The 25,056-nt window shown below is 64.9% G+C and carries 22 protein-coding genes and 1 pseudogene; 18 read left to right on the plus strand and 5 right to left on the minus strand.

Annotated elements, in window-relative coordinates:
• From C3Y15_RS20895 to C3Y15_RS20905, 4 genes and pseudogenes are all read left to right on the plus strand, one after another.
• On the plus strand, positions 1-356 hold a 356-nt coding region (locus C3Y15_RS20895; protein ID WP_134206861.1), incomplete at its 5' end, for a TolC family protein.
• Positions 357-598: 242 nt separating this feature from the next.
• Positions 599-754, plus strand: coding sequence for a hypothetical protein (locus C3Y15_RS31810; protein ID WP_155121979.1), 156 nt, complete (start codon positions 599-601; stop codon positions 752-754).
• Positions 712-855, plus strand: a pseudogene (locus C3Y15_RS32365) (RES domain-containing protein); the annotation flags it as partial. The gene C3Y15_RS31810 and the pseudogene C3Y15_RS32365, both read left to right, overlap by 43 nt.
• Positions 856-1,220: 365 nt before the next feature.
• Positions 1,221-2,381: a GGDEF domain-containing protein gene (locus C3Y15_RS20905; RefSeq protein ID WP_059562585.1), complete on the plus strand. Its 1,161-nt coding sequence runs from the start codon at positions 1,221-1,223 to the stop codon at positions 2,379-2,381.
• 25 nt (positions 2,382-2,406) lie between these two features.
• Here C3Y15_RS20905 and C3Y15_RS20910 read toward each other — a convergent pair whose 3' ends face one another.
• Positions 2,407-3,285: a LysR family transcriptional regulator gene (locus C3Y15_RS20910; RefSeq protein ID WP_224019615.1), complete on the minus strand. Its 879-nt coding sequence runs from the start codon at positions 3,283-3,285 to the stop codon at positions 2,407-2,409.
• Between the two features lie 198 nt (positions 3,286-3,483).
• Here C3Y15_RS20910 and C3Y15_RS20915 point away from each other — a divergent pair, with 198 nt between their 5' ends.
• From C3Y15_RS20915 to C3Y15_RS20935, 5 genes are all read left to right on the plus strand, one after another.
• Positions 3,484-4,656: a CaiB/BaiF CoA-transferase family protein gene (locus C3Y15_RS20915; protein WP_069240394.1), complete on the plus strand. Its 1,173-nt coding sequence runs from the start codon at positions 3,484-3,486 to the stop codon at positions 4,654-4,656.
• Positions 4,653-5,492 carry a MaoC family dehydratase N-terminal domain-containing protein gene (locus C3Y15_RS20920; RefSeq protein ID WP_045577789.1) on the plus strand — a complete coding sequence of 280 codons (840 nt, stop codon included), beginning with the start codon at positions 4,653-4,655 and terminating at the stop codon, positions 5,490-5,492. Before C3Y15_RS20915 ends, C3Y15_RS20920 begins: the two co-directional genes overlap by 4 nt.
• Before the next feature lie 48 nt (positions 5,493-5,540).
• A complete protein-coding gene (locus C3Y15_RS20925) occupies positions 5,541-6,890 on the plus strand; it encodes an MFS transporter (RefSeq protein WP_045577790.1) in 1,350 nt (449 codons plus the stop codon).
• Between the two features lie 89 nt (positions 6,891-6,979).
• The gene (locus C3Y15_RS20930) at positions 6,980-7,840 is read left to right on the plus strand and encodes a CoA ester lyase (protein ID WP_069240393.1); all 861 of its coding nucleotides are present in this window, start codon (positions 6,980-6,982) and stop codon (positions 7,838-7,840) included.
• A gap of 329 nt (positions 7,841-8,169) precedes the next feature.
• Positions 8,170-9,597: an MFS transporter gene (locus C3Y15_RS20935; protein ID WP_034194530.1), complete on the plus strand. Its 1,428-nt coding sequence runs from the start codon at positions 8,170-8,172 to the stop codon at positions 9,595-9,597.
• Positions 9,598-9,711: 114 nt separating this feature from the next.
• Here C3Y15_RS20935 and C3Y15_RS20940 read toward each other — a convergent pair whose 3' ends face one another.
• Together C3Y15_RS20940 and C3Y15_RS20945 are read right to left on the minus strand one after the other, a co-directional pair.
• Complete coding sequence (locus C3Y15_RS20940; protein WP_011882657.1) at positions 9,712-11,112, minus strand: LLM class flavin-dependent oxidoreductase; 1,401 nt, start codon at positions 11,110-11,112, stop codon at positions 9,712-9,714.
• On the minus strand, positions 11,109-12,368 hold the full coding sequence (locus C3Y15_RS20945) for an acyl-CoA dehydrogenase family protein (RefSeq protein WP_069240392.1): 1,260 nt from the start codon (positions 12,366-12,368) through the stop codon (positions 11,109-11,111). The genes C3Y15_RS20940 and C3Y15_RS20945 overlap by 4 nt, the downstream gene beginning before the upstream one ends.
• Positions 12,369-12,655: 287 nt before the next feature.
• Between C3Y15_RS20945 and C3Y15_RS20950 the strand changes: the two genes are divergently transcribed.
• The gene (locus tag C3Y15_RS20950) at positions 12,656-13,894 is read left to right on the plus strand and encodes an SfnB family sulfur acquisition oxidoreductase (protein ID WP_011882655.1); all 1,239 of its coding nucleotides are present in this window, start codon (positions 12,656-12,658) and stop codon (positions 13,892-13,894) included.
• 279 nt (positions 13,895-14,173) lie between these two features.
• Here the strand turns inward: C3Y15_RS20950 and C3Y15_RS20955 are convergent, their stop codons facing one another.
• Positions 14,174-14,986 carry a DNA-binding transcriptional regulator gene (locus C3Y15_RS20955; protein ID WP_069240391.1) on the minus strand — a complete coding sequence of 271 codons (813 nt, stop codon included), beginning with the start codon at positions 14,984-14,986 and terminating at the stop codon, positions 14,174-14,176.
• 164 nt (positions 14,987-15,150) lie between these two features.
• Between C3Y15_RS20955 and C3Y15_RS20960 the strand changes: the two genes are divergently transcribed.
• Genes C3Y15_RS20960 through C3Y15_RS20990 form a run of 7 tightly spaced genes read left to right on the plus strand, consistent with a single transcriptional unit; the run spans position 15,151 to position 22,942 of the window.
• Complete coding sequence (locus C3Y15_RS20960) at positions 15,151-16,998, plus strand: bifunctional 3-(3-hydroxy-phenyl)propionate/3-hydroxycinnamic acid hydroxylase (protein ID WP_069240390.1); 1,848 nt, start codon at positions 15,151-15,153, stop codon at positions 16,996-16,998.
• A gap of 1 nt (position 16,999) precedes the next feature.
• Positions 17,000-17,953: a 3-carboxyethylcatechol 2,3-dioxygenase gene (locus tag C3Y15_RS20965; protein ID WP_069240389.1), complete on the plus strand. Its 954-nt coding sequence runs from the start codon at positions 17,000-17,002 to the stop codon at positions 17,951-17,953.
• A 4-nt stretch (positions 17,954-17,957) separates the two neighbouring features.
• Positions 17,958-18,746, plus strand: coding sequence for a 2-keto-4-pentenoate hydratase (gene mhpD / locus C3Y15_RS20970; protein ID WP_011882651.1), 789 nt, complete (start codon positions 17,958-17,960; stop codon positions 18,744-18,746).
• 17 nt (positions 18,747-18,763) lie between these two features.
• Complete coding sequence (locus C3Y15_RS20975; RefSeq protein ID WP_069240388.1) at positions 18,764-19,711, plus strand: acetaldehyde dehydrogenase (acetylating); 948 nt, start codon at positions 18,764-18,766, stop codon at positions 19,709-19,711.
• Positions 19,712-19,726: 15 nt separating this feature from the next.
• The gene (gene dmpG, locus C3Y15_RS20980; RefSeq protein WP_311732205.1) at positions 19,727-20,749 is read left to right on the plus strand and encodes a 4-hydroxy-2-oxovalerate aldolase; all 1,023 of its coding nucleotides are present in this window, start codon (positions 19,727-19,729) and stop codon (positions 20,747-20,749) included.
• 58 nt (positions 20,750-20,807) lie between these two features.
• Entirely contained in the window at positions 20,808-22,061 is a 1,254-nt protein-coding gene (gene mhpT / locus C3Y15_RS20985; RefSeq protein WP_059562552.1) for a 3-(3-hydroxy-phenyl)propionate transporter MhpT, read from the plus strand.
• Positions 22,062-22,075: 14 nt separating this feature from the next.
• Positions 22,076-22,942: an alpha/beta fold hydrolase gene (locus C3Y15_RS20990; RefSeq protein ID WP_011882647.1), complete on the plus strand. Its 867-nt coding sequence runs from the start codon at positions 22,076-22,078 to the stop codon at positions 22,940-22,942.
• Positions 22,943-23,294: 352 nt separating this feature from the next.
• On the opposite strand, the gene C3Y15_RS20995 is transcribed toward C3Y15_RS20990, so the two are convergent.
• Positions 23,295-24,281 carry a response regulator gene (locus tag C3Y15_RS20995; RefSeq protein WP_011882646.1) on the minus strand — a complete coding sequence of 329 codons (987 nt, stop codon included), beginning with the start codon at positions 24,279-24,281 and terminating at the stop codon, positions 23,295-23,297.
• 224 nt (positions 24,282-24,505) lie between these two features.
• Between C3Y15_RS20995 and C3Y15_RS21000 the strand changes: the two genes are divergently transcribed.
• On the plus strand, positions 24,506-25,003 hold the full coding sequence (locus C3Y15_RS21000) for a thioesterase family protein (protein ID WP_011882645.1): 498 nt from the start codon (positions 24,506-24,508) through the stop codon (positions 25,001-25,003).
• The last annotated feature ends 53 nt before the right edge of the window (positions 25,004-25,056 follow it).

The following is a 25,056-nucleotide window of genomic DNA, read 5'->3' on the forward strand; positions in this document are numbered from 1 at the left end:
TGCAGAAGCGCATCGAGATCGCGAACTACGAGAAGGCGATCCAGTCGGCGTTCCGCGAGGTGTCGGACGGTCTTGCCGCGCGCGGCACGTACGATCTGCAGATCGCCGCGCTCGAGCGCAACGAGCATGCGCAGCAGCGTCGCTTCGATCTGTCGGACCTGCGTTACAAGAACGGTGTCGACAGCTATCTGTCGGTGCTGACCGCGCAGACGGATCTGTATTCCGCGCAGCAGTCGCTGATCAGCGCGCGCCTCGCGCGCTGGACCAACCTCGTCGATCTGTATCGTGCGCTGGGCGGCGGCTGGATCCAGCACGCCGGCGAGACGCCGCGCGCGCCGGATGCGTCGGCCGATTAGCGCCCGGCGTGGTCATCCGGCTGGAGCGGTAAACGTCGAAACAGGGAGGCCGACCACGCCGGGACCGAAGCGATGTGCGGAGCGGACAGCTGCACCGAGACGATGTTCACGATGGCGAGACTGGATGGCTTCGTGCCAGCCGATCGTCCGCTGCGCCCGATTCCGCCGTCGGCGAATCCGCGTGGCTCCGGTATCAGATTGACTATAATCGCGCATCATTTGATACCTGCCAGGGAGCCGCCATGTTGCTCGTCACCCCTGAAGCCGTGGCTGCGGTCATGGAGTTGCAGCCGGTCCCGCACACGCTGGCGGAATTGGAGGCGCTCGTGCGCGACGGCCTGCCGAAGTCTGCGCCGTCCCTTCCGTCGTCGTCCGGGCAGCGTTCGACGTGCTGGTGAATCCGGCACATCCCGACGCGGCGCGAATCGTCGTGACAGATCCTCGACCCGTGGTGTGGGATGAACGCCTCTTTGCCATGCCACTGGCCGGGCAGTCATAGAAGTCGATGGTGGTCTGCCGCGGCTTCATACAAATAGCTGGGTCTTTGCAATGCCGCGCTCAGTGACAACCTTATTGCGCGGCGTGCAGCCTCACGACTTCCGCAGGGTTTCGGATGTCTGGTCAACGGCGACGGGCGAGGCGACATCTCCGCATCCCCGACGGTGGCGGCTTTATTTTGGTCTACGAGCGATGCATGACGTCGCCCGCCTCGGAATCGGGGCTACATGACACCGCGTCCCGTGGCATCCCGCTGCAGACCGCCGCGTCCACGAGATTTTTCAAGAATCCGACGCATTTGCCGTAATCTCGATAGACCCTTAACCTTTTCCTCGTCGTGGCGGGGATACCGCGTTGACGACGGCGATGAAAGTCGATCTGGCTACCCTCTACCTTCTAGTGATCGGCACCTTGTGGGCCAGTTCCGCCATGACATATTGGGAGCACGTATCGCATCCCAAGCGCAGCAACGAACTGCGAATGCTGGCGGCCGGATATGCGACGCTCGGGATCGGTTGCGCCGTGGCCGCGTTCCGGCTTGAACTGCTGGGCGCCGCGGGCGCGGCTGTAAGCAATCTCGTGATTCTGAGCGGCTATCTACTGGTTCTGCGCGCTGTGGCAATGTTCAACGGCCGGCGGTATCTCGCAGGCTCGATCGGCCTGCTGATCTTGATGGGGTTGACCTGGGCGGCGGCCGGCGCGCGCGGGCAGGCCGCCGTATGGCTCTATGCCAGCGCGCTGCCCATCGCGCTCGTCTCCGCGATGACGGCCCTCGAACTGACACGACGCGACGGGATGCCGGCCGTTCAAGCTCGACGCGTCGCTGTGGCGGTGACGGGCGTCCATGCACTGTTCTACGCTGCCAGAGCCTTCGTCCTGCCTTGGGTGGTCCCGGTCTTTGGAGCGAGCGCACTGTCGATTTCGAGCAAGATCACGATGTACGAAGGCGTGCTCTATTCGGTCGTTTTGCCGATGACGCTACTTCGGCTCACCCGCGAGGAGGTTCACGGCGAACTCCTGCAAGAGTCCCGTACGGATTACCTGACGCGCCTGGGAAATCGCAGGCTGTTCTTCGAAGAGGGGGAGCGAATCATCAACGATTGCGCGATACGTCGACGCCCGGTCACGCTCCTTGCATTTGATCTCGACCACTTCAAGAAGATCAACGATCGCTATGGGCACAAAACCGGCGACGAGGTGCTGAGATCGTTCGCGGGCGTGGTTCGCGCCAGTACCGACGCGAACACGATTCTGGCGCGCATCGGTGGTGAAGAATTCGCTGCTCTGCTGCCCGATCACGACAGCCATCGCGCGAACGAGATCGGCGAAAGCATTGCGAGCCAGTTTGCCAGGATGGTCCACAGCGCCGACGATCATCGGATTTCCGCAACCGTCAGCATTGGCCTGGCGACGTCGAATTCCGAGGTGCCTTCACTCACCGATTTGCTCGCAGCGGCAGATCAGGCGCTATATCGGGCGAAGTCGCAAGGCGGCAGTCAGCTGATTCATCATGCTGAAGGACGATAGCTAGACCAAGCCACACCTTGGCGTATCACTCCGAAGGATGGCACAGCATGCTGATCAGCTTGTCGCGGTACAGGTTCTTCTCCGCCGGATTGCGCTGTACGCAGACGTGGAGATTGCGCTGAGACCAGGGCTCGATTAGCGGGATGACCGCGACCTTGCCTTCGTCGGATGATTCAATCGCCGTCCGCGGAACGATGCCGATTCCGGCTCCCGACGATACGAGCCGAGCGATAGCCCGATAACCGGATACCTGCACGCGAATGTCGAGTCGTCCGTCGAGCGCGGCGGCATGATTCACCAGAAAGGTGTGCAGCGCAGCCCCTGATTGCAGACTGATGAACGGCTGACCCAGGCACGCCGCGAAGCTGACTTCGCTTTGCCTCGCGAGCGCGTGCGTCACGGGCGCGAGCAAGACCAGCTGGTCCTTCTTGTACGGTACGAATCGCAGCGCCGAATGCTCGGATTCCAATGCCACCACACCCACGTCCGCTCGACCGGCCACCACGGCGCCCACGATGTCGTGGCTGAGTCTTTCTTCCAGTGTGATGCGCACGCTCGGGAACGCCGCGAAGAAACGAGCGAGATCGTCCGGCAGATGGGAGCTGATCGCGTTGTTGTTGGCGAATACGGTGACGTGCCCGGTCAGTCCTTCGGCGAAAGGCAAAAGATCCGAGCGCATCTGGTCGAGTTGAGCGAGACAACGCCGTGCGTGCTCCACGAGCACCTGGCCCGCCGCCGTCAGCGCGACGCCTCTCGGATGCCGGCTCAGCAACGTCACGCCTACCGAGTCTTCAAGATTCTTCACGCGAAGGCTCGCGGACGATGGCGCAAGGTGGCAGCGTTCAGCGCCGCGCGAGACGTTGCCCTCTTCGGCGACGGCGACGAACACCTTCAGGTCAGTCAAGTCATAGCTCATCGTGTTCGAATTTCGCGAAGATGATGCCGGCTTTATAGCACAGGAGTACTAGCTGGCATGCATGCCGGCGATTGCTGCATTGCACGATTTCGTTAATCACGAACGATCCCTTCGTGAAATCTCGCTGTAATCGACCGCGGCGTTTTCCGATACTGATAGCCATCATCCCAACTCAGGAAGGCAGTGATGGTCGCATCAGTTGCTGAAACACCGTCGGCGAAGCCGCTCGCCGGCGTAGTCGTCGTCTCCATCGAACAAGCCCTGGCCGCGCCTCTGTGCACCGGTCGCTTGGCCGAAATGGGGGCGCGAGTCATCAAGATCGAGCGCGCGGAAGGCGATTTCGCGCGTGGCTACGACGCGGCCGCGAACGGCCAATCGTCGTATTTCGTGTGGACGAATCGCGGCAAGGAATCGGTCGTGCTGGACTTCAAGGACGCCGATGACGCCGCGCTCCTGCATCGGCTGATTGCGCAGGCCGACGTCTTCGTTCAGAACCTGGCTCCCGGCGCATTGGATCGAGCTGGATTCGGCAGTGAAAAACTGCGCGAAATGCACACGGGTCTGATCACGTGCGATATCAGCGGCTACGGCACGAACAACGCCGCGAGCAATCTCAAGGCGTACGACCTTCTCGTGCAGTGCGAAAGCGGTCTCGCGGGTATCACGGGCGCACCGGATGCGTGCGGGCGCGTGGGCGTTTCCATCTGCGACATCGGCGCGGGGATGAACGCGACCATTGCAGTGCTGTCGGCGCTCGCGCTTCGCTCGAGCACGGGCAAGGGCTCGGGTGTCTCGGTTTCGTTGTTCGACGGCGCGGCGGACTGGATGACGATTCCCTATGTTCACCAGGTTTACGGAAACGGAGCGCCTACGCGTCAGGGGCTGAAGCATCCTTCCATTGCGCCGTATGGCGCTTTCAAGACCAACGACGGCGACGACATCGTCATCAGCATTCAGAACGAGCGCGAGTGGCGCCAGTTCTGCTCGGCGTTCCTGCAGCAACCGGACGTGGCAGAAGACTCGCGCTTCTCGTCCAACACGAAGCGCGTGCAAAACCGCGAAGCCCTCGATCGGGTGATTGCCGAAGCGTTCGCGAGGCTCGACTCCAGTGAAGCACTGCAACGCCTGGCAGCTTCGAACACCGCCTACGGTCAGGTTCGCTCGGTTGCCCAGATGGCTGAACACCCTGCGCTGCGGACGTGGCCGATGACGGTCGACGGCGAAGAATTGCGCATGATTGCGCCGGCGGTTCGCGCGCCGTGGGACAGCCGGCACTTTGATGCAGCGCCTCGATTGGGTGAACACACGGAGCGCATTCGGGCCGAGTTCGCCACGAAGCAAGTGGGAGAATTCGCATGAGCGGCGTCGATATTGCGCACCTGCGCGAATGGATCGGCAAGAGCGAGTGCAGCCGTGACGTCCTGTCGTCGCGTCACGCGCGGCTGATGGCCGCGACGCTCGGCATTCCGCAGTCCGGCTTCGTCGACGGCGCACGCTTGCCTCCGCTTTGGCATTGGCTCTATTTCCTGAGCGGTGAGGCGCCTTCGGCGCTCGGCCGAGATGGACACCCCGCACGAGGCGGCTTCCTGCCTCCCGTGCCGTTGCCGAACCGCATGTGGGCCGGCGGCAAGCTCGAATTTCATGGCGACCTGCCGCTTGGCGCAGAAGTGGAAAGGCGTTCAAGCATCGCATCGGTCGAACACAAACAAGGACGCAGTGGCGAACTCGTCTTCGTGACCGTCCTGCATGAAGTCGTGCGCGAAGGGGAGGTGCTTGTCACCGAGCACCACGACATTGTCTACAAGGAAGCGTCGAAGGCCGGTGCTACACCTGCGCAAACGAACATGCCGCCACCGCAGCGGACGCGTCGCGTGAAACCCGATTCGACGATGCTGTTCCGCTACTCCGCGCTGACGTTCAACGGCCATCGCATTCATTACGACGCCGACTACTGCCGAGCGGTCGAAGGCTATCCGAATCTCGTGATTCACGGCCCCCTCAACGCAACGCTCCTTGCGAGCTTCGCCGAGGAAGTGAGCGGACGTCGCCTGAAGCAGTTCCATTATCGCGGCGTTCAGCCGTCGCTACTGGGCAACGAATTGGAGCTCAACGCCGCGCCAGACGGCGACCAGCTCGTCGTCTGGGTGAGCTTGCCCGGCGGTGCAGTGTCCATGCGAGCCGAAGCCTCGTTCTGAACGCACACACGCCTGCCTCGACAAAATTTCTCAAGATTGGAGACATAGATGCACCCGAACGCCCGTCATGGTCAGGCCGTTGCCTCGACCCAGTCGAAGGACTCGAAGCGCATTGAGCGCCGCGCCGCAATCGCAAGCGTCATAGGCACCACGATCGAGTGGTACGACTTCTTCATCTACGGCACCGCAGCCGCCCTGATTTTCCCGAGGCTGTTCTTTGCACACGGCAGCTCGGAAGGCCTCATGGAGTCGTTCGCCACGATTTTCGTGGGCTTTCTGTCGCGCCCCTTGGGCGGCGCCATCTTCGGGTACATGGGCGACCGTGTGGGCCGCAAATCGACGCTCGTCGCCACGCTGACCTTGATGGGCGTCGCGACGTTGCTCGTGGGCTTGCTGCCCACCACGCAACAGATCGGACCCGCTGCCGGCTGGCTGCTCGTCGGACTTCGGTTCCTCCAGGGAATCGGCGTAGGCGGCGAGTGGGGCGGCGCCGTGCTCCTCTCGATGGAGAGTCATCAAGGCAAGCGTCGCGGCTTCATGGCGTCGCTGCCGAATGTCGGCGTACCGCTCGGCCTCGTCATCTCGGTGCTGGTCTGGAGCGTCTGCAGCCGCTTGAGCGGCGACTCGCTGATGGACTTCGGCTGGCGAGTTCCCTTCTATGCAAGCGGTGTGCTTCTGGTGTTCGGCCTGCTGATTCGCATGGGCGTGCCGGAGACCAGGGATTTCGTCGAGGCCAACCAGTCGGTCGACCGCACCAGGAGTCCTGTTCGGGAAGCCATTAGAACCGAGTGGAAGGCGATATTGCTGTCGGCACTCGTCCGTCCCGGCGAACAGGCCGCGTTCTACATGCTCACGTCGTTCGCCATGCTGTACGGCTCGAAGAACCTCGGCCTCGGCAAGGGGTTCATCCTGAACGCGGTGTTGATTGCCGCCGTTGTCGCGTGTTTCGCGTTGCCGTACTTTGGGCATCTGGCGGACCGTATCGGCCGTCGCAAGACCTACATGTCGGCAGCCGTCTGCATGATGCTGTTCGCTTTCCCGTACTTCGCGTTGCTCAATACGAAGATTCCGCTCGCCGTCATTGCGGGCACGGTCATCATCATGGTCATTCATGCGGCGCTCTACGGGTCGCAGGCCGCCTTCATCGCCGAGTCGTTTCCTCCCGGCATTCGCTACAGCGGTGCGTCGCTCGGATACCAGGGCGCCTCGATCATTGCCGGCGGCCCCGCGCCGATGATTTCGCTGTGGCTGTTTCAGACGTTCCATTCCGCATACGCCGTTGCCGCTTTTCTCGCGGCCATGTCTCTCGTCAGCGCCTGCGCCGCGTTCTTCCTCGGCCGGCAACGGACGGTCGAACCGAAGGCGGTATCGGAGCGTCTCGTAGAGGCTGCGCACTAAGGAAAGCAGCGGGCGCTCTCGATCGCTTGTCGCGATGCCACTGCGGTCGCGTCTCATCAGGACGCCCGCTCACCTCCAGGACAAATCTTATGTATCCGAGATCCTATTTGTTCGTTCCCGGCAATCGACCGGAACGATTCGACAAGGCGTGCGCTGCGGGCGCAGACGCAGTCATCCTCGACCTTGAAGACGCCGTGCCATCCACCGCGAAAGCGCAGGCTCGTGACGCCGTCGTGTCGTGGCTTGGAAAAGGCGGGCGAGCGTACGTCCGAGCGAACGCGGTCGGTACCGCGTGGTACCAGGACGATATAGCGGCCCTTCGGACCTGCCCGAGCCTGCAGGGCATCGTGGTCCCCAAGGCCGAGCGAGCCGACCTGCTCTCGAACCTCGCGAACGAGATCTCCGATGAAGCGGTGTTGCTGCCGCTCATCGAGACCGCGGTTGCATTTGACGACCTCCGCTCGCTGGCGAAGGCGCCGAAAGTCGCGCGCCTCTTGTTTGGCACCTTGGACTTTCAGGTCGACACCGGTATTCAAGGTGACGGCGATGAACTCGTGTATTTCCGCTCACAACTGACCATCGCGTCACGGATTGCCGGCATCGCGGCCCCGGTGGACGGAGTCACTGCTGCAATCGATGACGCTCAGCGGATCCGCAGCGACACGGTTCGAGCCCGCAATCTCGGTTTCAGGGGCAAGCTGTGCATCCACCCAAAACAGATCGAGCATGTACACGCGGCTCTGCGCCCTTGCCCGGAAGAGCTCGCGTGGGCGCGACGAGTCCTTGCTGCCGTTCAGGAAAGCGACGGCTCGGCCATTAGCGTCGATGGAAAAATGGTGGACGCTCCTGTCATTGCCAAAGCGAACGACATCGTAAGCAGTTCGGCCAGCGCATGCGATCTTCTTCCTGAAATGCCTGCGCATTCCCAGGAATTCCACGTTGAACGATAGAGGAGGGGATCGAGGTTTCCGGACGGAGTGGGGCGTCGGTCGGCTAGACCGTCAGGACATCGACGCGGCGCTGACGAAGATCGTCGACAAGCGCTCCTGCCGAGCGCGCCAGCCGGCCAACGTTATGACGCAGCCCGATTAATTTATCGCTTTATATCGCTTGGGATACCGGGATCGGCGGAACAGAATGCCCGCTGCCGGAACGCAATCACGTCAGCCTGTCGACGCGCCCGCGTTCCGTCGAAATCCTGCCGATCGCGAATGCACCAGCCTGGGCTCCGGCTCCACGCCGGCCTCGGCGTGCATTCCGCCAAACCCCAAGGAATGCGATGAGTTCGATCGATCTAAGCCCTGCCACACCGGTTTCCGCTCCCATCCGCTCGGCCAGCGACGTCGCGCGCCTGATCAATACCGTGGACAGTTCGGTCAGCCATGCGCGGATGATCGTGCTGCTGGCGCTCGGCGGCGTGTTTCTCGACGCGTACGACCTCACGACGCTGTCCTACGGCATCGACGACGTCGCGCGCGAATTCGGGCTGACGCCCGCGCTGACCGGGCTCGTCGGTTCGGCGATCATGATCGGCACGATCTTCGGCAGCCTGATCGGCGGCTGGCTGACCGACCGGATCGGCCGCTATCAGGTGTTCATGGCCGACATGCTGTTCTTCGTGGTCGCGGCGATCGCGGCCGGCCTCGCGCCGAACGTCTGGGTGCTGATCGCGGCCCGCTTCGTGATGGGGCTCGGCGTCGGCATCGACCTGCCCGTCGCGATGGCGTTTCTCGCGGAATTCTCGAAGTTCAACGGGCGCGGCAACAAGGCGTCGCGGCTCGCGGCGTGGTGCCCGATGTGGTACGTCGCGTCGTCGGTCTGCTTCCTGCTGATCTTCGGCCTGTATTTCCTGTTGCCGGCCGAGCATGCGGGATGGCTGTGGCGCGCATCGCTGATCTTCGGGGCGGTGCCGGCGCTCGTCATCATCCTGTTCCGCAACCGGTTCATGAACGAATCGCCGCTGTGGGCCGCGAACCAGGGCGACCTGGCCGATGCCGCGCGCATCCTGCGCGAGTCGTACGGCATTCACGCGCATGAGGCCGACGATGCGCGGCGCGAGCCGAGTCCGCCGCCCGTGCGGATCCGCGTGCTGTTCCAGCGCCCGTATCTCGGCCGCACGATCGTCGCCAGCGCGATGAACCTGTGCATTCCGTTCGAGTACACGGCGATCGCGTTCTTCCTGCCGTCGATCCTGTCGCAGTTTCTCGGCGCGGGCGTGTTCGAAACGATCGCGGCCTCGCTCGCGCTGAACGTGCTGTTCGCGTTCACCGGCGGCTTGCTGGGCATGCGCCTCGCGTATCGCTATCCGTCGCGCCACGTCGCGATCGCGGGCTTCGCGCTGCAGACGATCGCGCTGGTCGCGCTGGCGCTCGCCGGGCATCCGCACGGCGCGATCGCGGTGGGCGTCGTGCTGCTGATGCTCGGGACCTGGCTGTTCGCCGAAGGATTCGGCCCCGGTGCGCAGATGATGATCTATCCGACGCTGTCGTATCCGGCCGCGATCCGCGGCACCGGCGTCGGCTTCGGACGCTCGCTGTGCGGCATCGGCCAGGCGCTCGCGCTGTTCGTGCTGCCGATCCTGCAGGCGCGTCTCGGCACCGACATGTTCTGGGTCGTCGCGGTCAGCGCGGTCACGCCGATCGCGTTCCTGCTGATCGTGCGGTACGAACCGACGGCGCACGACATCGACGACGAAAGCGTCGCGTGAACGCGCGGGGCATCGACCGCCCCGAAAAGCGCCAACGGCTTCGTCGAACCGCACGAAGCCGTTGGTATTGCAGCCGGTCGGCCCGCACGCGGGCAGACCGGCCTCGACATCCCGCTACGCGCCGACCGCCTCGCGCTCGGCTTCGCGCTTGACCTGCTCGATATTGCGAAACTGCGCGGCGGGATGCTCGTCGGGCAGCCGCGCCGCGCCGCCGAACAGCTTTTCGCGCAGCGTGCCCGGCGCATACGCGGTCGGATACACGCCGCGGCGCTGCAACTCGGGCACGAGATGACGCACGACATCCTCGAAGGTTTCGTGCGCAACCGCATACGCGAGATTGAAGCCGTCGACGTCGGTCGCCGCGACCCATTCCTGCAGGATGTCCGCGACGGTCGCGGCGGAGCCGACGAACACCGGCCCCATTCCGCCGATACCGCCCCACGTGGCCAGCGCCTCGATCGTCCACGCGGTGTCGCCGCCCGCCAGGTGCTCGACGGCCGACACGATGGCATTCGTTTCGACGCGCCGCACGGGATCGGTCGGCGCGTACTGGCCGAAGTCGATGCCGGTCCAGCCCGACATGAACACCAGCGAGCCATCGTACGACACGTAGCGGCGGTACTCGTCGAACTTGGCCTGCGCCTTTTCGTCGGTTTCGTCGACGATCACCGTGACGAGGTTGTAAATCAGCACCTTGGCCGGATCGCGGCCTGCCGCGGCAGCCTGCGCACGCACGTCGGCCACGTAGCGTGCGAGCTGCTCGCGGGTGGGCGCGGCGACGAACACGCATTCCGCGTGCTGCGCGGCGAACGCCTTGCCGGGGCCGGACGCGCCGGCCTGGAACAGCACCGGCGTGCGCTGCGGCGACGGTTCGCACAGGTGGTAGCCGGGCACGTCGAAGAAGCGGCCCTTGTGGCCGATCTCGTGCACTTTCTCGGGATGCGTGAACACGCGGCCGTCGCGATCGCGCACCACCGCGCCATCCTCCCAGCTGCCCTCGAACAGCTTGTACAGCACCTCGACGTATTCGGCCGCGACCGCGTAGCGGTCGTCGTGCGTGCGCAGGCCCTGGTCGCCGACGTTCTTCGCGCCGCTCTCCAGGTACGACGTGACGATGTTCCACGCGAGCCGGCCCTTCGTGTGATGGTCGGCCGTCGACAGGCGGCGCGCGAACGTGTACGGGTGCTCGAACGTCGTCGACGCGGTAATGCCGATCCCGAGATGCTCGGTCGCCATCGCGATCGGCGCGGCGAGCTGCAGCGGATCGTTGACCGGGATCTGCGCGGCCTGATGCAGCGCGTGATAGTTGCTGCCCTGGTAGACGTCGTAATAGCCGATCACGTCCGCGATGAAGATCGCGTCGAAGATCCCGCGCTCGAGCACGCGGGCGAGGTCGGTCCAGTAGTCGAGGTCCTTGTACTGCCACGAGCGGTCGCGCGGATGCGCCCACAGGCCCGGCGACTGGTGGCCGACGCAGTTCATCTCGAACGCGTTGAAACGGATCGTCTTGCTCATCGTGCGCCTCCCGCTTCCACGCCGGTGCCCGCACCGTTGCCGACGCGCCAGACGAACGGCGGCGTGCGGCCGTTGATGACCCAGTCGCCGACGATCCGCGCCTTGTAGACGAGCGGATTGTGCGACGACACCGTGCGCGCGTTGCGCCAGTGGCGGTCGAGTGCGGTCGTGGTGCGCGTCGCGGACGCGCCGAGCGCGTCGAACCGGCGCGTCGCCGCGCGCAGCACGAGTTCGGACACGACGAGCTGGCTCTGCGCGGATTCGATCTCGGCCGCGACGTTCGCCGCGTGCTCGGTCGCTTCGTCGTCGCCGAAGCGCGCTTCATAGGCCTGTTGCAGCGGCTGCGCGGCGCGCAGCGCGAGCGCGTCGGCCGCATACGCCCACGACGCGATCTCGCCGATCACCTGCTGCAGCTGCACGTCGTCGCCCGCGCGCGGTGCGTTGCCGTGGCTGTACACGCGCGTCCGGTTGCGCACGAGCTCGCCGGCGTCGCGTACGATCGCGTGGCCGATGCCGGCCAGCGTCGCGACGTGGAACAACTGGTAGAACGCGGTCTGGTACTTGAAGCGGCGCGCGAAGTCGATCACGTGGTCGGCGTCGACGGTCGCATCCTCGAAGCGCGTGGTGCCGCTGCCGGTCGTGGTCTGGCCGAAGCCGTCCCAGTCGTCCTCGCGGATCACGCCGGGCTGCGCGGTCGCGACCGCGACGATCACGTCGCTGCCGTCGTGCGCGCGCTGCGCGAACACGTCGATCCAGTCGGCGAACAGGCTGCCCGTGCTGTAGAACTTCCGGCCGTTCAGCACGAGCCGGCCGTTGCGCTCCGACACCTTCGTGACGGTCTGGCCGAGCGGCACGTCGCCGGCCTCCGACCATGCGTTGCCGACCAGCTGGCCGCTTGCGAAGCGATCGAACCAGGTCGTGCGCTGCGGCCCGGACGGGGCGTTCAGCCAGTCCTCGACGAACGCGAAATGCCCGCGCAATGCCTGCGGCAGATTGGAATCGGCGGCGGCTAGTTCGGTCAGCAGCCGGAACAGCTGCGGCAGCGAGGCGCCGGCGCCGCCGGCGCTGGCCGGCAGCCGCACCGCGCCGAAGCCTGCGGCCTTCAACCAGCCGATCGCCTCGTGCGGCAACTCGCGGCGGCGTTCGCGTTCGGCGGTGCCCGTGGCGATGCGCTCGAAGATCGGCCTGAACCGGCTCGCGAGTGCGTCGTAGTCGGTACCGGTGGATAGGTCGGGGGCAGCGTGCAACGAAGTCATGCGGTGTTCCTCGAAGAGCGGGCCGATTGCGCCGGGAGGCCAGTATAGGAAGCGCGACATGCGCGTTCCAATAACGGATTCGCAGATCGTTATCGTCGCTGGGTATTACCGCAGGTGCACCGCGATGCGGCGACGCCGGCGCGTCGATTGCGGCGCCGAAGCGCGTGTCGCCGGCGTCGATCGGGTCGTTTGTTATCCGGAGGAATATCGTTCCGAGAATCGCTCGTTTTTCCGGCCCGCGCTGCGCTGCTAGATTGAGTGCTTTCGCCATTCGACAGGAGAACCCGATGTCAGACACGAGCGCGACGATTCAGGAGCAGCCAGCCGATGTGCAACCACCCGCGGCCCGCGTGATCGCCGACGATGCGCAGGCGATCGCAGCCGCGCACGCGCTGGCGAAGCGGCTCGCGGAAGATGCCGCCGAGCGCGATCGCACGCGCCGTCTGCCGCGCGACGAAATCGAATGGTTCTCGCAGTCGGGGCTGTGGGCGATCACGGTGCCGAAGGCATACGGCGGCGCAGGCGTGTCGCATGTCACGCTGACCGAGGTCGTCAAGATCGTCGCGGCGGCCGATCCGTCGCTCGGGCAGCTGCCGCAGAATCATTTCGGGCTGGTCGACGTGATCGCGCTCACCGGCACCGACGCGCAGAAGCGCCATTTCTTCGCGGAGATACTGAGCGGCAAGCGCTTCGGCAACGGGTTCTCGGAGAAGGGCACGAAGCACGTGCTCGACCTGAAGACGCGCGTGCGCCGCGACGGCGACGACTACGTCGTCGACGGCACGAAGTTCTACTCGACCGGTGCGCTGTTCGCGCATTACGTACCGGTGCTCGGTCTCGACGACGCACGCCAGGCATGGCTCGCGTACGTGCCGCAACCGACGCCGGGGCTGGCCGTGATCGACGACTGGTCGGGATTCGGGCAACGCACGACCGCGAGCGGCACGGTCGTGCTCGATGCGGTGCGCGTTCCGGCGTCGCACGTGCTGCCCGCGCAGCGCGTGTCGGACGTGCCGACGCTCAACGGCCCGCTGTCGCAGATCATCCAGGCCGCGATCGACGCGGGCATCGCGAAGGCGGCCATCGACGATACGCTGGCGTTCGTGCGGACCCGCACGCGCCCGTGGGTCGACAGCGGCGTCGATCGTGCAGTCGACGATCCGCTGACGATTCGCGAGATCGGCCATCTGCACATCCAGCTGCATGCGGCCGAGGCATTGCTCGAACGCGCGGCACGCACGCTCGACGAGATCACGGCGCGCGGCGACGTGACCGAAGACGACGTCGCGCGCGCATCGGTCGCGGTCGGCGAGGCGAAGGTGCTGACGACCGAGGTGGCGCTGCTCGCGGGAGAGAAGCTGTTCGAGCTGGCCGGCACGCAGTCGACGCTCGCCGAGCACAATCTCGACCGGCATTGGCGCAACGCGCGCACGCATACGCTGCACGATCCGGTGCGCTGGAAATATCACCTCGTCGGCAACTACTACCTGAACGGCGTGCGTCCGGCACGCCATGCGTGGAACTGAGCCGCTCGTGGGCCGCCGATCGCGGCCCGATCGATCGTCGCGTTGGCGATCGGCCGCGCGGTACCGTCGAGCTCGAACCCGAGTGCATCGACGACGAGAATCACGGCCGTCGGTTCGGAATACGCGCGCCGATCATGAATGCTCGAGAAGACGAGTAATGTTCTCACGCAGTTGCATCGTCGCGATGGCCCGCATCGATGAACGTCCGCTGTTGCGTGCGGATTCGCCCCGTCGCGTGCCGACGCGACGGTGAGATGGACATTCGGCCGTTGCGGAATCCTACGTCGATGCGCGGGGACGCGCTTCCGACTCCTGCTTCAACGCATCGGCGATATCCAGTGCCGCCTTTTGCAGCTCCGGCACATAGCGGCGCACGGCGTCTTCGAGCCGCACCGCGCGTGACAGGAAGATGACGTTGAGACTCGCGATCACGCGCTCGTCCGCGCTGATCGCGACCGCCACCGCACCGATCTTCGCCTGCGCGGTCCAGTCACCGTGGTTCGATCCGAAGCCGTCGTCGCGCACACGCCGGATCAGCTTGCGCACGAGCGCATCGTTTCTCGCGAACGCCTGTTGCTCGTCACCGCCCACACCGGAGCGCAGCAGCTCCAGAATGTCCTCGCGCTCCTCGTCGGGGCACATTGCGAAGTAGGCGCGGCCCGCAGCCGTCAGCAACATCGGCAGGCGCCGCCCGACCATCGCGCGATGAAACGACAGCCGGCTGAAGCGATGCGTCGTCTCGCGGATGATCATCGCGTCGCCATCGGGCGTGGTCAGATCGGATGGCCATGCCACGCGCTGCAGCAACTGACCCATGATCGGCGGCGCCACGGTCGCGATGCGCTCGGTATCGGTGAATCCTTCGCTCAACGAACGCACCGCGAGCGTCAGGCGGAAGCTGTCGTCCGATGTGCTGCGGCGCACGAAACCTTCTTCCATCAGCGTCTCGAGCAGACGGCGCACCGTGGTGCGATGCAGGCCGGTCAGATCGGCGAGTTGCTGACTCGTTGCATGGCCGTCTTCCATCGCGTTCAGCGCCCGCAGCACCTGCAGGCCGCGCGCCAGGCCGCGCACGTTTGTGTAGGTTGTCATGGAAAAAATCCCATTTAAATCAATCATGTGCATTCTATGCACATTCCTGAGATTTTGTTGAGGGGGTTTTCAGCCATCCCTAAACTGCGTCCATAAGCTGAACGAGCGACAGCCACGCGCTGCGTCGATTCAGCACAACGAACAAGCCCAGTCAGGAGACAAGCATGCGCCCCGCTTTTGAACCGGCGGCCGGCCTCGGCCGCGCTCATCCTCACGAAACGACACATCGCTCGATCGACGCCGATGTCGCGATCATCGGTGCTGGCCCGGTCGGCCTGATGATCGCGAACATCCTCGGCCTGCAGGGCGTGCGCGTCGTCGTTGTCGAGAAGCTCACGCAGATCATCGACTATCCGCGCGCCATCGGGCTCGACGACGAAGCACTGCGCGTATTCCAGTCGGTCGGCCTCGCAGAGGCGCTGCTGCCGCACACCACGCCGAATCACTGGATGCGTTTCACGCTGAATGGGAAGTGCTTCGCGTCGATCGAGCCGCGCACCGACGAGTTCGGCTGGCCGCGCCGCAACGCCTTCATCCAGCCGCTCGCCGATCAGATCCTGTACCGCGGTCTCGAGCGTTTCGACCATGTGTCGACGCTGCTCGGCCACAACGTCGACCGCTTCGCGCAGGACGAAAGCGGCGTGACCATCGACGCGACCGATGCGCACGGCGTGCGCACGACGATCCGCGCCGCATACATGGTCGGCGCGGACGGCGGCAACAGCTTCGTGCGCCGCACGCTCGACGTGCCGTTCGAAGGGCGCACGAAGCCGAATCAATGGATCGTGATCGACGTGCGCAACGATCCGATCGGCTCTCCGCATGTCTATCTGCATTGCGACGCGCGGCGGCCCTACGTGTCGGCGGCGCTGCCGCACGGCATCCGGCGCTTCGAATTCATGGTGATGCCGGGCGAGACGGAGGAGGAGCTGTCGAAGCCGGAGAACATGGCGGCGCTGGTGCGCGGGGTGGTCGACGATCCTGACAAGGTCGACTACATCCGCCAGCGGGTCTATACGCACAACGCGCGGCTCGCGAGCGTGTTCCGCGTGAAGCGCATCCTGCTCGCGGGCGACGCCGCCCACATCATGCCCGTGTGGCAGGGGCAGGGTTACAACAGCGGGATTCGCGACGCGAGCAATCTCGGCTGGAAGCTCGCGATGGTCGTGAAGGGCGCGGCGCGCGACGCGCTGCTCGATACCTACACGATGGAGCGGCGCGCCCACGCGCGCTCGATGATCCACCTGTCGGAAGTGGCCGGCGACATCTTCGCGCCGACGAGCTTCGTCGGAACGCGCGTGCGCGACGCGTTCGTGCGCTGCTTCGACGTGCTGCCGTCCCTGAAGCGCTACTTCGTCGAGATGCGTTTCAAGCCGATGCCGCGCTATGAAGACGGCGTCGTGCTGCTGGCACGACGCGCGCGGTCCGAAGGCATGCTCGCGCGGCTGATCGCCAGCCGGGGGCACGGCGCGTTCGGGAGGCTGGTCGGTCTGATGAGCGAGAAGCGTGAATCGTTGCTCGGACGGATCGTGCACGGCCGCGATGCGCAGGCGGGGACGCCAGTGGGCCGCATGTTCATCCAGCCGCGCGTGCGTGTCGCGGATGGCAGCATCGTCCGGCTCGACGATGCGATCGGCAACCGCTTCGCGATCCTGAGCTGGGGCACGGACCCGACCTTCGGCCTGACGCCCGAGGCGCGCCGCATCTGGAGCGCGCTCGGCGGATGCTTCGTGCTCGCGAAGCCCGACCCGCAGCTCGGCTTCCGCGACGACGTACCCGCAGACGTGATCGCGATCGGCGATGTCGACTCGCGCCTGCGCGACTGGTTCGCGCGGGTGCCGGAGTCGGTCGTGCTGTTGCGGCCGGACCGCTTCGTGGCAGGCATGTGCTCGCCGCAATGCGTATCGGAATGCGTGTCGCAGCTCGCCCAACGGCTGTCGCTTTCCGTGGCAACGGGCGCGCAGGCCGACGACGCGACGTTCGCGCCGGCCGCAGGCCTGGTGGGAGCCTGAGATGCCGATCCATCTCGAATGCATGTCGCACACGCCGCTGCACGGCTATTTCGATCCCGCGCCGGCAGTCGTCTCGGAAGTCGAGCGCGTGCAGCGCGCGGCGCGCGAGCGGGTCGACGCGTTCGATCCGGAGCTGGTGATCGTGTTCGCGCCGGATCACTACAACGGCTTCTTTTACGACGTGATGCCGCAGTTCTGCATCGGCGCAAGCGCGACGGCCGTCGGCGATTTCGGCAGCGCGGCCGGCCCGTTGCCCGTCGCGCGCGATGCGGCGCTCGCGCTCGCCGATGCGGCGCTCGCGAGCGATATCGACGTCGCCGTGTCGTATCGGATGCAGGTCGATCACGGCTGCGCCCAGGCGCTCGAGGTACTCACGGGCCGCATCGACCGCTTTCCGGTGGTACCCGTCTTCATCAACTCGGTTGCGCCGCCGATGGCGTCGTGCCGCCGCGCGCGCCTGCTGGGCGACGCGATCGGCCGTGCCGTCGCGCGCATGAACCGGCGCGTGTTGGTGATCGGCTCGGGCGGCATCTCGCATGAGCCGCCCGTGCCGGAAATCGCCGGCGCGGACGACGTCGTCGCGGAACGGTTGATCGCGGGCCGCAACCCGTCGCCCGCGTCGCGCGATGCGCGGCAATCCAGCACCGTCGCGGCGGCCAGGGCGTTCGCAGCGGGCGACAGCCGCCTGCATCCGCTCAATCCCGCATGGGATCGCAGGTTCCTCGAATTGCTCGAACGCGGTGACCTCACCGCCGCCGATGGCCTCACGAACGAAGCGATCACGCGCGATGCGGGCAAGTCCGCGCACGAGATCCGCACGTGGGTCGCCGCATTCGGCGCACTTGCGGCGAGCGGCCCGTACGCGGCGTCGATCGATTACTACCGCGCGATTCCCGAATGGATCGCGGGTTTCGGCGCGATGCACGCGCGAGAGCGGACCCTTTCCAGGAGATAGAACCATGTCGGATGACAACAGCATTGCTTCGATGGCCGCGCGCCTGCGTGAAGCACAGGCGTCGGGCCGGACGATCGCACCGCTGCGCGATACGTGTCCGGGAGGCGACGCGACGCTCGCCTATGCGATCCAGCAGATCAACAACGACTTGCGCAAGACCAACGGCGAGCGTGTCGTCGGCAGGAAGATCGGCCTGACTTCGCCTGCGGTGCAGAAGCAGCTCGGCGTCGATCAGCCGGACTTCGGTGCGTTGTTCGCGTCGATGGCGTACGGCGACGGCGAGCCGATGCCGCTTGCGTCGTTGATCCAGCCGAAGGTCGAAGCGGAGATCGCGCTCGTGCTCGAACGCGACCTGACCGCAGAAAAACACACGTTCGCGGACCTCATCTCCGCGACCGCGTATGCCGTGGCCGCGATCGAGGTCGTCGACAGTCGCATCCGCGACTGGGACATCCGCTTTTTCGACACCGTCGCGGACAACGCATCGAGCGCGCTGTTCGTGCTCGGCAGCCGGCCGGTCCTGCTGCGCGACATCGATCTGACCGCGTGCGCGATGACGCTCGCGCAGGACGGCGAAGTCCTGTCGCGCGGCAACGGCGCTGCGTGCCTCGGCAATCCGCTGAATGCGGCCGCGTGGCTCGCGGACCGGATGGTCCGACTCGGCACGCCGCTGCGTGCGGGCGACGTCGTGCTGACGGGCGCGCTTGGCCCGATGGTCGCAGTGAAGGCGGCCGGCACCTATGCGGCGCACATCGACGGGCTCGGCAGCGTGCGCGCCACTTTCACCGAATGACGGACGGAGACATTCCCATGGCAACAGACAACACCCGGTGCAAGGCCGCGATCATCGGCTCCGGCAACATCGGCACCGACCTCATGATCAAGATCATGCGCAGCGGCAAGCACCTCGAAATCGCCGCGACGGTCGGCATCGATCCGGCCTCGGACGGCCTCGCGCGCGCCGCGAGGCTCGGCGTGGCGACGACGCATGAAGGCGTGGAAGGGCTCGCGCGCCTGCCCGTGTTCGACGAGATCGACTTCGTGTTCGATGCGACGTCGGCCGGCGCACATGTGAAGAACGACGCGTTCCTGCGCGCGCTCAAGCCCGGCATTCGGATGATCGACCTGACGCCCGCTGCCATCGGCCCGTACTGCGTGCCGGTGGTGAATCTCGACGCGCATCTCGATGCGCCGAACGTGAACATGGTCACCTGCGGCGGGCAGGCGACGATCCCGATGGTCGCCGCGGTGTCGCGCGTCGCAAAGGTGCATTACGCGGAGATCGTCGCGTCGATCAGCAGCAAGTCGGCAGGGCCGGGCACGCGCGCCAACATCGACGAGTTCACGGAGACGACGTCGAAGGCGCTCGAAGCGGTCGGCGGTGCCGGCAAGGGCAAGGCGATCATCGTGCTCAATCCGGCCGAGCCGCCGCTCATGATGCGCGACACGGTGTATCTGCTGTCCGAAGCGGCGGACCGCGCGCTGATCGAAGCGTCGGTCAGCGAGATGGCCGCTGCGGTCCAGGCCTATGTGCCCGGCTATCGGCTGAAACAGTCCGTGCAGTTCGACGACATCCCCGCCGCTGCGCCGTTGCATATCCCCGGACTCGGCCGTTTCAGCGGACTCAAGACTTCGATCTTCGTCGAAGTGGAAGGCGCGGCGCATTATCTGCCGGCCTACGCCGGCAATCTCGACATCATGACGTCCGCCGCGCTGGCAACGGCCGAGCGCATGGCCGCGTCGCTCGTGAACGCCTGACGCAAGGAGCACTCGATCATGGACAAGAAACTCTACATTTCCGATGTGACGCTGCGCGACGGCATGCACGCGATCCGTCATCAGTATTCGATTCAGAACGTGCAGGACATCGCCCGCGCGCTCGACGAGGCGAAGGTCGACAGCATCGAGGTCGCACACGGCGATGGCCTGCAGGGTTCGAGCTTCAACTATGGCTTTGGCGCGCACAGCGATCTGGAATGGATCGAGGCGGTAGCCGAGGTGGTGAAGCACGCGCAAATCGCGACGCTGCTGTTGCCCGGCATCGGCACGATTCATGACCTGAAGGCCGCGTACGACGCGGGTGCGCGTGTCGTCCGTGTCGCAACCCATTGCACGGAAGCGGACATTTCGAAGCAGCACATCGAATACGCACGCAGCCTCGGCATGGATACCGTCGGCTTCCTGATGATGAGTCACATGACGACGCCCGACCATCTCGCGATCGAAGCGAAGAAGATGGAAAGCTATGGCGCGACCTGCGTGTACGTGGTGGATTCCGGCGGCGCGATGAACATGCACGACATCCGCGCGCGCTTCCGGGCGCTCAAGGCAGCGCTTCGCCCGGAGACCCAGACGGGCATGCATGCCCATCACAACCTGAGCCTCGGCGTCGCCAACTCGATCGCGGCGGTCGAGGAAGGTTGCGATCGCATCGATGCGAGCCTGGCGGGCATGGGCGCGGGAGCGGGCAACGCGCCGCTCGAAGTGTTCATCGCGGCGGCCGAGCGCCTTGGCTGGCACCACGGCACCGATCTCTATCGGCTGCTCGACGCGGCCGACGACATCGTGCGCCCGTTGCAGGACCGGCCGGTGCGGGTCGACCGCGAAACGCTCGCGCTCGGCTATGCGGGGGTGTATTCGAGCTTTCTGCGGCATGCCGAAATCGCGGCGAAGAAATACGGCCTGAAAGCCGTCGACATTCTCGTCGAACTGGGCAAGCGACGCATGGTGGGCGGTCAGGAAGACATGATCGTCGACGTCGCGCTCGATCTGAAGAAGCGCGAAGCACGCGCCTGAACCATCCGATATGCCAGGCGCCACGAAGAGCGCTGCATCGTTCAACCTGGAGACAACAATGAACACGTCAACGGCTTCCCCCCCGCGCGTCGGCGGCGCCATCACCATCGGCCTGTGCCTCGCGGTCGCGCTCCTCGAAGGGCTCGATCTGCAATCCACGGGCATCGCTGCGCCGCGCATGGCACGCGAGTTTCATCTCGCGGTGGCGCAACTCGGCTGGGCATTCGGTATCGGCGCGCTCGGCTTGTTGCCGGGCGCGGCGCTTGGCGGCAGGCTCGCCGATCGCATCGGCCGCAAGCGCGTGCTGATGATGTCCGTCGCGCTGTTCGGGATATTTTCGATTGCAACGACCCAGGTGTGGGATCTGCAGAGCCTGCTCGTCGCGCGCTTTCTCACGGGCCTCGGCCTCGGCGCGGCGATGCCGAACCTGATCGCGTTGTGCGCGGAGGCAGCGCCGCCCCGACAGCGCAGCACGGCGGTCGGCGCAATGTACTGCGGCATGCCTTTCGGCGCGGCGCTCGCGGCCGTGATCGGCATCGTCAGCCCGGGCGCCGAGGGCTGGCGGCAGATCTTCTATGTCGGCGGGATCGGGCCGCTGCTGACCTTGCCGCTGCTGGCGCTGTGCTTGAAGGAGTCGACGCAATTCGCCGCGGCGAGCCAGGGTGCGAGCCGCGCGTCGAAGGACGGCATCGTGCGCGCGCTCTTCAGCGACGGACGCGCGGGGACGACCATCGCCCTGTGGATCAGCTACCTGGGGACGCTGATCGTGCTGTATTTCCTGATGAACTGGCTGCCGTCGATGGTGCTCTCGCGCGGCCTCACGCCGGTCCAGGCGAGCGTCGTGCAGATGATGTTCAACATCGGCGGCGGCATCGGCGCGATCGTGATCGCGGGGCTGTCGGATCGCATCGGCAAGCGGCCGGTCGTGGTCGGCATGTATGCCGGCATCGCGCTTGCGTTGCTGGCGCTCGCCGGTGCGACGGGGAGCGTGTCGATGGCATGGGGCGGCCTGCTGGCCGGCCTGTTTCTCGTCGGCACGCAGTCGGTGCTGTATGCGCTCGCCGGCGCGACGTATCCGACGCGGGTGCGGGGCACGGGCGTCGGCGCAGCGGTGGCCGTCGGCCGCATGGGTTCGATGATCGGCCCGCTGATCGCCGGGCAACTGCTGGCGTTGGGCCAGAGCGCGTCGCTGCTCGTGATCTCGAGCATTCCGCTCATCGTCATCGCGGCGCTCGGTGCGCTCACCGCAGTCGCGAAATCTCCGCGCGAGTCGGTCAACGGCTCGCACACCCTTGGAACCGAATCGATCTGACGAAGGACATCGACATGACTGACACTGTGATTCATACCGAAAGCGCGACCAGCAAGTACGTGAACGTGGTGGAAGACGGCACGGAACTGCGCGTGCACTACAACGACACGGGCACCGGCAACGAAGCGCTCGTTCTGCTGCACGGCTCGGGGCCGGGCGCGACCGGCTGGGCGAACTTCCATCGCAACGTGGACGCATTCGCGAACGCGGGTTATCGCGTGATCCTCGTCGACTGCCCCGGCTGGGGCAAGAGCGATTCGATCGTCTGTACGGGCTCGCGCTCCGACCTCAACGCGCGCGTGCTGGCGGGCGTGCTGGATACGCTCGGCATCGGGCGCGCGCATCTCGTCGGCAACTCGATGGGCGGGCATAGCGCGGTGGCCTTCGCGCTGTCGTATCCCGAGCGGGTCGGCAAGCTGGTGCTGATGGGCGGCGGCACGGGCGGTCCGAGCCAGTTCGTGCCGATGCCGACCGAAGGCATCAAGCTGCTTCAAGCGCTGTATCGCGACCCGACGCTCGAGAACCTGAAGAAGATGCTCAACGTGTTCGTCTACGATGCGAGCACGATGACGGAAGAGCTGATGCAGACGCGGCTCGAGAACATGCTCGGACGGCGCGATCATCTGGAGAATTTCGTGAAAAGTCTGACGGCCAATCCGAAGCAGTTTCCGGATTACGGTCACCGGCTGAGCGAGATCAAGGCGCCCGCGCTCGTGATTTGGGGCCGCGACGACCGGTTCGTGCCGATGGATGTCGGGCTGCGGCTCGTCTGGAATATGCCGAACGCCGATCTGCACGTGTTCGGGCGCTGCGGGCACTGGGCGCAATGGGAGCACGCGGAGCGCTTCAACCGGATGGTGCTCGAGTTCCTGCGCCGATAACGAAGGGTGGCATCGGTGGCGGCCGGTTGCTCGGCCTAACGACGTAAATCAGTCCAAGAAAATGGCCGCATCCCCGAAATCAACGGCGGCCTTTATGATCCGCCGCCGGCGAAGCTGAACAACCCCTTTGTCCGCCAAGGAATCGCAACGACCCTGTCAAAAGTGTCAGTTTCAATTCCATTAATATTTTGTTTTAATCGTCGTCCCTATTCCGAGGGCCACCAATAAATTGCCGGTGTCGTGAGTAGTCGTTCGTATGAAGATGCGCATTCGGCGCGATTCGATCGATTGCTTCTTCAAAACCGGTGTCTAAAAGTACCAGCCGTGCTTACGCCAGGCTGGCGCGTTGAAACTAAATCGCAAAAGAGTCAGGGCGGTGATCGCTGTTCATCTGCGCCTTGCGCCAGCGTGCGTACGTCGACATGTTCGGCTCGAGCACCGCAGACTCGAGTCGACTCCAGCCGTAGAACGCGCCATCCCATCCGGGAACGGGCAGCGGCCGGATTGACGGAACCCCCATCATGCCCGCGCGGTAGGCCTGAAATGGCCAATACAACGGCATGATGCGACGGGCTTCCATTTCCCGGCGCAGTGGGGAAATGTCGCCTTCATCTGCCACGATGCCGCACTGGAATGCCCATTCGTCGGCGTCCCACACGAGAAAAACACTCGGCTGACCACTGGCGTCGAACATCAGCACGGCGTTCTGATCGAGACGCCAGTAATATTCCACGATCCGTTCCCGCTCGACGATGGTCTGCATCACCGCCAGCGCTCTCGCGTCGCAGTACGTGGATCCGACGTCGTTGGCGCTGATCATTCCTCGCTCGGCACAGTGGCGTGCCTTCGCCTCCGTCAGCGCGCGGGTCAGCTTCTCCGTCATGTCCGGCGCGGACTTCTTCACGTACAGGTCGATGACGCCGGCGTTGAACGCCTCAACGGCTTCCCGCTCCGTCGCCACGCCCGTCAGCAAGATCTTCGTACACGGCATGTCGGCCAAGGCCGCGAAAACCTCGACGCCGTTCATTTCGTCCATCTCGTAGTCGGCAACGACGGCGGCCACTTCGTCGAATCGCGTCACGTCGGTCAGCGCATCGAGCCCCAAGGCATTGAAGCTGCGCTTTTCAAAATCGGAAAATTGCGATCCCGATAGCCGCTCGGGCGTGCCGCGACGGTGTTGCGATGTCAGGAAGTTCAATGCTTCGCGCGGTGAGCTGAAAAAGCGGTTCAGAGGCCCGTTCCGATAGGTTCCACGTAGCGCGTCGAGGAAGCCCGGATGATCGTCGACAAATACCGTGGACACGGGATAGAACACCGGCTGCCTGACAAAGCGACGCATAGCTGATCCGAGAAACGTGAATTAAACGAGCGAGCCATCCCGCATCGGGATATGGCGCCGCGCACCAGCGTCAGATTATCGGACATCTCAAAGGCGACCGGCAACTGCAGCCCATTTTGTCCGGGTACGACCAACAAAAATAGGGCAAATCCAAAATGGGACACGCCCTCATGCCGAAGGCGTGCGTTGCTGCCGCTTGCAGTCGTTCTTCTGGAAAAAAATCCATGTTGACGCGAAACGCAATCCCTCAAATCCTGCTCAATAACCCGGAGCTGCTGTCGTCGGAATTAAACACGGCTGCGCCTCACAAGACGTTCCATCACGTGATCGACATTTATCTGAAAGATTCCAATGCATTCATGAACACGTATTTCGCACGCTATTTCGAGTGGCAGGGCGTATGTCGTGAGCGCTGGTTCCACGAGTGCATTCACAACAATCTGCTGGCTTCCGGCGGCACGTTCGTCACGAAACGTGCGCACCAGGAGTACGTCCAGGAGACGTTCCCGTTTCAGCGCGTCGATTGCTACCTCAATACGCTGCAGGTGCGGCAGTGCTCGGCCTATCTGGTGTTCCGCTTCTGCGTCGACGAACGCACGGTTTCGCTGGGATACCAGCAGATCCTCTTCGCGGGAACCGACAAGCGGATCCGCCGCTTCCCGGCCGGCATCATCGAGCGGGTCAAGGAATATGAACTGAACCTGCCGTCGCTCGAAAGCTAAGCTGTGTCGTCCCGCCCGGCGCGCCAGTGCCGGGCGGGCGCCGTATCGGCACG

Origin of the sequence: Burkholderia sp. B10, assembly GCF_004368385.1 — a bacterium.
In the GTDB taxonomy this organism is placed as follows: domain Bacteria; phylum Pseudomonadota; class Gammaproteobacteria; order Burkholderiales; family Burkholderiaceae; genus Burkholderia; species Burkholderia vietnamiensis.

Bases quoted from the DNA above. Each gene is read 5' to 3' on its own strand.
- C3Y15_RS21000 (WP_011882645.1), top strand. From the start codon at position 24,506: ATGTTGACGCGAAACGCAATCCCTCAAATCCTGCTCAATAACCCGGAG.
- C3Y15_RS20990 (WP_011882647.1), top strand. From the start codon at position 22,076: ATGACTGACACTGTGATTCATACCGAAAGCGCGACCAGCAAGTACGTG.
- mhpD (WP_011882651.1), top strand. From the start codon at position 17,958: ATGTCGGATGACAACAGCATTGCTTCGATGGCCGCGCGCCTGCGTGAA.
- C3Y15_RS20920 (WP_045577789.1), top strand. From the start codon at position 4,653: ATGAGCGGCGTCGATATTGCGCACCTGCGCGAATGGATCGGCAAGAGC.
- C3Y15_RS20925 (WP_045577790.1), top strand. From the start codon at position 5,541: ATGCACCCGAACGCCCGTCATGGTCAGGCCGTTGCCTCGACCCAGTCG.
- C3Y15_RS20975 (WP_069240388.1), top strand. From the start codon at position 18,764: ATGGCAACAGACAACACCCGGTGCAAGGCCGCGATCATCGGCTCCGGC.
- C3Y15_RS20915 (WP_069240394.1), top strand. From the start codon at position 3,484: ATGGTCGCATCAGTTGCTGAAACACCGTCGGCGAAGCCGCTCGCCGGC.
- C3Y15_RS20945 (WP_069240392.1), bottom strand. From the start codon at position 12,368: ATGACTTCGTTGCACGCTGCCCCCGACCTATCCACCGGTACCGACTAC.
- C3Y15_RS20950 (WP_011882655.1), top strand. From the start codon at position 12,656: ATGTCAGACACGAGCGCGACGATTCAGGAGCAGCCAGCCGATGTGCAA.
- C3Y15_RS20960 (WP_069240390.1), top strand. From the start codon at position 15,151: ATGCGCCCCGCTTTTGAACCGGCGGCCGGCCTCGGCCGCGCTCATCCT.
- C3Y15_RS20930 (WP_069240393.1), top strand. From the start codon at position 6,980: ATGTATCCGAGATCCTATTTGTTCGTTCCCGGCAATCGACCGGAACGA.
- C3Y15_RS20905 (WP_059562585.1), top strand. From the start codon at position 1,221: ATGAAAGTCGATCTGGCTACCCTCTACCTTCTAGTGATCGGCACCTTG.
- C3Y15_RS20955 (WP_069240391.1), bottom strand. From the start codon at position 14,986: ATGACAACCTACACAAACGTGCGCGGCCTGGCGCGCGGCCTGCAGGTG.
- C3Y15_RS20940 (WP_011882657.1), bottom strand. From the start codon at position 11,112: ATGAGCAAGACGATCCGTTTCAACGCGTTCGAGATGAACTGCGTCGGC.
- C3Y15_RS20935 (WP_034194530.1), top strand. From the start codon at position 8,170: ATGAGTTCGATCGATCTAAGCCCTGCCACACCGGTTTCCGCTCCCATC.
- C3Y15_RS20995 (WP_011882646.1), bottom strand. From the start codon at position 24,281: ATGCGTCGCTTTGTCAGGCAGCCGGTGTTCTATCCCGTGTCCACGGTA.
- mhpT (WP_059562552.1), top strand. From the start codon at position 20,808: ATGAACACGTCAACGGCTTCCCCCCCGCGCGTCGGCGGCGCCATCACC.
- C3Y15_RS20965 (WP_069240389.1), top strand. From the start codon at position 17,000: ATGCCGATCCATCTCGAATGCATGTCGCACACGCCGCTGCACGGCTAT.
- C3Y15_RS31810 (WP_155121979.1), top strand. From the start codon at position 599: ATGTTGCTCGTCACCCCTGAAGCCGTGGCTGCGGTCATGGAGTTGCAG.